At 55.7% G+C, this 5,960-nt stretch carries 5 protein-coding genes; all 5 read right to left on the bottom strand.

The window, feature by feature from the left end; translation table 11 throughout:
* A partial coding sequence (locus F4V54_RS11660; protein WP_211359479.1) for a hypothetical protein occupies nt 1–249 on the bottom strand: 249 nt, incomplete at its 3' end.
* 17 nt (nt 250–266) lie between these two features.
* Nucleotides 267–905, bottom strand: a complete 639-nt coding sequence (locus F4V54_RS09930; RefSeq protein ID WP_150387030.1) for a DUF3558 family protein — start codon at nt 903–905, stop codon at nt 267–269.
* A gap of 765 nt (nt 906–1,670) precedes the next feature.
* Nucleotides 1,671–3,548, bottom strand: a complete 1,878-nt coding sequence (locus F4V54_RS09925; protein ID WP_150387029.1) for a DUF2075 domain-containing protein — start codon at nt 3,546–3,548, stop codon at nt 1,671–1,673.
* Nucleotides 3,549–3,646: 98 nt separating this feature from the next.
* Nucleotides 3,647–4,633 carry a cysteine peptidase family C39 domain-containing protein gene (locus F4V54_RS09920; protein WP_150387028.1) on the bottom strand — a complete coding sequence of 329 codons (987 nt, stop codon included), beginning with the start codon at nt 4,631–4,633 and terminating at the stop codon, nt 3,647–3,649.
* A 93-nt stretch (nt 4,634–4,726) separates the two neighbouring features.
* The coding region (locus tag F4V54_RS11535; protein ID WP_170253148.1) for a P-loop NTPase family protein at nt 4,727–5,960 on the bottom strand (1,234 nt) is incomplete at its 5' end.

Here is a 5,960-nt window from a genome sequence, read left to right as displayed (position 1 = left end):
ATCCACCTGATCACGCAACAACCCAGCAGCATTCGACAAAAACAACGCCAACCCCCGCGTCGCCTCAGGCTGACTAACCGAACTAATCACCTGATGCATCCGCCCCGCCTGATCCAAACCAGACACCAAAGAATAGTTAGTTGAGCCATCAAATCTTTTGAATGAGCCTGGGCCACTAAGTTGTTGTACTGCATCCTCCAGCAGACTAGCGCTCTGCTGAACAGCATTAACATCCAAATACACGTCCATTTCCCCCGATTCTTCTTTTAGTTTTGGTAGAACTCTTCGACTATTTCGACCGCTGACGCACACAACTCTTCGAGTTCAACAGGCTTATTTATTTCTGAAACAATGACCGAAAACTCACCACGTACAGTATCGACAGCAGCGACACAACCAAGGCCTGCATTATCCCTCCCTATGTAGGTAAAAAGGCCCGGCACCACGTCAGACACAGCAGGATCAACCACTTTCCCAGGTTTACTTTCCTGAAGTGCTCGAGTAACCGGAGTCGTGCCGATTGCATACGCCCTGTGGACGTCACGTCCAGCAAGGCCACAGCCAACCTTTCCCTCCTCACGCAAACTTTCACGACCCAATGTCTTTAGCCCCACTGCAGCGAATTCTTCCTGGGAGATCTCCACGCATGGATCGAACATGTTGTCCTTGATCGCTTCGTACTCAAAGTCGCCTAGAACCAAGTCCCCACTAGCAAAGTGAAAAGCAGGCACCTCCGCCTGCGTGGGGTCTGATCCAGTGTCAGACGCCGATGTAGTGAGCGACCCGTCTGCTGGACTCGTTTCGTGCCGTTGGTCAGCTCGCCCGAATAACCCCGTCCCCGTGCAACTTGAAAGCAAGCACACAGTGGCAACAGCCGTGATGACAGTTGTTATCCGCTTGCGCATATTGCGAGACCCCCGATCCTTATGTTCCCCAGGCCAATCCGAATCTCATCGGACACAAACAACAATGCCACGTTTCAAAGACGCAGGAAACCTTTTTGTGTCCACTAAAGTGGACATCCCTCAAACCCGCTGCTTAAACGACACCGATCATTAGAAAAACATTCCACGAATACCCTTTGGACCAATACCCGAACTGCTCCCCCTCAGTGAACAAACTGATGAGTCCAACCCATAAGCAACAGGCAAAACGTGGTAGACAGCTCAGACACCGAGCCAGGCGAACTACTCGGGCTGGAATGGCCTCGCCATTACCCCATCATCGTCATACGCCTGGGGGTGCCCGCATATGGTGGACACGTAGTGTTGCCACTTCCTGGTTAGGCAGACGTTTCTTCTTCGTTGGTGGTCTGAGTGAAGTAGTGCCCGAAGTCGTCGGGGCTAACCATCCCGAGTGCGAAGTACCAGCATCGACGATTGCAAATCACTTCAATCCAACGCGAGACACCCGTACACCCTCCAAGCGACTTCATCAATCCCTGGGACATATCACTAGATGGAAGAGACACCTACTATCAACAATCAGACGCCCAAACGTTGGGCGTTCAGTAAGCGGAACGAAACCCAGGCCGCTTCAGAGCACCGTAATTGCCCTCGCTCTCAAGCTTCATGGCCCAAACAAAGTGAATGATCAGAAAGGTCAATGTGAGTTCTTTTCCTTGGACCCTGTTCAAGCCACGGTGCTAATGGCTGATCCATAATTAGGAATCAATCCACTAGCGGGGCTGCTTTCTTGAGCTCTTCCCGAAGTTCTTCATCAACAGCGTAGATTCCCATGCCGCGGACACCGCGGGTCAGAAGAACGTTGAGCTGGTTGCGTAGAAGTTCCTGGCTGACGTCGAGTTTCTTGTTTTCGCCGTCGATCTCCATTGATCGTTTGCTGGTTACGTTGGGGTTCCGGCTTTCTGTCTTGTCGAAGACAATTCGGCCGTCACGGTACTTGACGGACGGCCCGAGGATGACCCCGGCGTAGTTGAGATCAAAGCCCTGAACCGTGAAGATTGACCCGATTTCATCAACGGTCGAGTCGCGCTCGGCCCATGACAGCTTTTTCTCCGCACGTGAGATCGGCATTTGGTTGTTCCAGGGAAGGCGGAAATCACCAATGGTCACGTCCCAAGTTTCACTATCCGTGGGCCGAGTTTTCCCGGATGAGAACCTCCAGTCGTAGGTGGCAATCAGACGACTCAAACCTTTTTCAACCTCGGACGATTCTCTCGGATCTGATTTATCTCGAATCACGGCATGAAGCTCTTCGGGAGTATCGAATACTTCAATCCTGTACCTGTCATTCGTGGGGATCTGAGTGATCAACCCTTCATCAATAATCTGACGAATCCACGTCTCTGCGGGACCATCTGAATCGATGCGCATTTGCTGGCTGAGATTGATGATATTGCCATCACCTGCACGCTCTTCGAGTTCTAAGAGCTGCTCTTCAGTCCAAAACTGGTTGCCTGCCAACACCTGTAAGGGATCAAAAACAGCAACGACAACATCGGCCAATTCAAGGATGTCGCGAAACTGATTCTCACCGCGGTAGGACTGCTTGCCTTGGGTCCAGAGGAGGTGTGCCTCGTCGACAAACACAACATCGGCCTTCTCACTCGAGGCCTGGTGCTCGTTGATAAAACGTGTTGGCTTCATTACCCGTGGGTGTTTACCGTCATGCAGCCCGAGCTTCTCCGCGATTTGCTCGTACACGGTCACTTGTTCATCGTGATTGACAAGCAAGTATGCGTTGAAGTCCTGATCAACCTCCAAGCCGGTTTTAGCTACACGAGCTTGGATGAGATCGTAGAAAACACTGCTGAGCAGAACAGTCTTGCCTGTTCCTGCCCCACCTTTGACCAAGATCAAATCAGATTGAACTCGATCTCTCTGAAACTCATTTGGAGTTAACGCGCGATCAACAGCTTTGAGAATTTGTACCTTTGCACCAACTTGTTGCTCGTTGAGTTGGTGAAACGGAGAGGCTTTAAAAAGCGCCGACTCACGAATCAGGCGCGCAAGGGGAAATAAAACAGGATCATGCTGGCGGAGTTTTCGCCAGATTGAGTTGAAGGCCTCATCGACGTAATCGCGCGTGAAATAGTCTGTCTGGATATTTCTGCGGGCATTGGTGAGCGTAACCGAGTTCGCTCCCTTAACCCCCTCGACTGAGGACAGGTAGAGCATCAGTCGATCCTCGATGTCCAAGGTCAAGGACTTGTTGAATAAAGAGTGACCGATGACGATGATGGTGGAATCATTATCCCGGAAGGAATTCCACTTTGAAGGTTTTAGAGCGATGACCTCAGGCTCTTCCACTGGGAGCAATGCGTCATCAAACGCATTTTGGTTCAGATCAATTTTGTCGGGATCAACTTCGAGGTGAGTCTTCGTTCTTTGCGCGATGTCGTTGGTTTCACCGACATAGACCTGATACGCGCCATTGGATTCTTGATAGATGACGTATACCGTCGGGTACTTCAGCAGGAGACGCCTTGTGGCTTCGTCTTCTTGGGCTGCTTCGACAAGGAAATTCTCAAGATGGTCAACGCTGTACGGAAATGACCTGACTACAGCTTTGTTCTTGAGCTTCATATTTCCTCCAAGCGCGGTGAACCTTAACCCAGAAATATAGCGAAAAGACCACCTTACGGTGACCTTTAGCGCGGGTTGATGTTGTGCTTTCTTCGGCCCTAGCGGATCGTCTCGGAGCGGGTTGCGTTGACGATGGCCATGCCGGGTGCGCCGCTGAGTTCGGCGTCGACGTTGGTGGTGGTAACCATGCTGTGGCCGGAGTCGGCCCAAGCGTCTTCGAATTGGTCGATGGGGACTTCGAGGCCGTTGCCGTAGGGGGCGCCCGGGTCGGTGAGGGTGACTACGCCGCGGTTGAAGTCGATCTCTGAGACGACGAGGAAGTGGTCGGACAGGTTGTCTTCGCGGATGGCGTCTTCTTCGTCGCCCCAGATTTCGCCGGAGTCGACGCAGGCGATGATGCCGTAGCCGTCGTTAAGCTTATTGGCCAGGTCGTCCATGTTGGAGGTGACCAGCTCAGACGGCAGGCCGGACTCGGTGAGCAGGGTGGCCAGGTCATCGGCGTACATGCCTTCGGTGGGCTCATCCATGAGGCCGAGGTTGACGGCGCGCTCCACCATGAACTCGGGGTTGGAGATGCCGGCGTCCTGGAATTGGTTGAGTAAGAATGCGGCAGCGGTGGGGCCACAGTAGCCGTCGACTTCTTGCCAGAACCAGTCGTCGGACCAGAGGAAGTGGTTGCCGGCAACGCCGTCGTCTAGGCCGGTGGAGTCATCGATAACAGGGACGTCGTCGACAGGTTCGGCGGGGGCCGGGCCGTCGTCCGCGATCGGGGCGGGCTCGTCTTGCTCAACGGTTTGGGTGACTTCCTCATCGGCGGGTTCGAGGATCGGGGTGGCGTCGGTGTTATCGGCATCCGGCTGGGCGGTGTCCGGGATGGGTGCGGGGTCGGTTTCTGGTGCGGTGTCGGCCTCAGGGGCGGTGTCGGTGGTGTCCGGCTGGGTGATGTCCGGCTCGGCGATCTGCGGGTCCGGGGCCTGCGGGAAGGCGTAAGGGTTGGACTCGATCGGGTCGAGGGGGCTGGGGGTGACATCGTTTTCAACGATGTCGTTGAGGAAGTCAGGCAGGTCGGCGGAGAAGTCGGACATTGTTACGGCCTTTCGGTGTGGTGATGGTGAAGAAGTTCTGACCGTTAGATGGTCCGAGGGGCAAAAGGGTTACATCGATTCCGGGAAAAGTTTTTATGTCATCGCCTGGGCGTTGCGTTCAAGCTGGTCGTAGGCTTGGGCGAAAGTGACGAGGGCGTGTTCCTCAGAGGGGTCGAGGAGACCGAAGGACAGTGTTTGCATCTCCCGGCGCTTCTCCTGAATGCGGTCAAGGATTTGCCAGGGGTTGGCGTTATCGGGCAGGCCAAGACGTTGCGCAGGGCTGCCAATGGCGGCTAGACGGGTGGCTTCTTCCACGAAGATGTCCTGGGCGGAGGAGACAAGCAGCCCCTTCAGCGTGACCAGGAGTTTGGCGGGGATGGCGGCCGGGTGATTGCGCACAGTGGAAACTGCGTGGCGGATGGCATCCGAGTGAGCCGGGTGGCGGTACACCATGGTTTCCATGTCAGCGAGGATCTCACCGGCGCGGTGGAGGTACGCGTAGGTGGACAGTTCCTGTTCCAAAACCTGGCGCAGGGCGCCGATGCCGGAGGATTGGGTGAGCCACTCGTTAAAAGTGGCGGCCCCCTGGGCAGCTTCGTCAGCGCCGAGGAAGAGACCGTACTCCCCCACCACGTCGATAACATTGGTGATGTTGTGCAGGGCACTGTGGCTGTCACCGGGGTCACCGCTAAAGAGTTCAGTGATGAGCTCCGTGCGAGGCATAGCCGTCACGCGGGCGATCTGCCGGGTCAAGGCTTCTGTGACCACACCGGTGGCGGCGGTTTGGGCCAGCAAGCCGGAGACAGGCATGACTCGACCAACATAGGACGCCAGTTCGTGCTGCAGCTTCACAGCGTGATGGCCAGCAGCGACCATGGGGTCCACCTCACCCAAAGCGCCCTCACCAAAGGAGTCAGCGCGGGAGAGCACACCCATCGTGTTGAGCGGGGTGAAGCCAAGCTGTTGGATGAACTCTACTTCGTCGCGGCGGGGTGCAGAGTCAAAAAGGAACATGGCGGCGTCGGCATCGACGGAGGCGCTGCGGGTCTGCTCGTAGCCGTCGATAAGCGCGGCGCGCGTTGTTGCCTCATTCTCATCGGTGAGGGTGGCCAGGCCCGGGGTATCAATGAGCGTGTAGTTGCTCACCGCGCTGGCCGGCATCCACCGGTCAATGAACGCAATGTCCACTGGCGGGGCGGGCAGGGCTGCCACCTCCCCACGCATGGTCTGGATAGGCACGCGCTGGCCGTTGCGCAGCATCGCTTCCGCGCGATCTGGCGCGCCGTACTGGTACACGGTGACCACGTTCGTGGCTTCCAGCGCCTTG

This window comes from Corynebacterium tuscaniense, assembly GCF_008693065.1.
Classification (GTDB): domain Bacteria; phylum Actinomycetota; class Actinomycetes; order Mycobacteriales; family Mycobacteriaceae; genus Corynebacterium; species Corynebacterium tuscaniense.
This window is presented reverse-complemented; position numbering and strand designations above follow the sequence as displayed.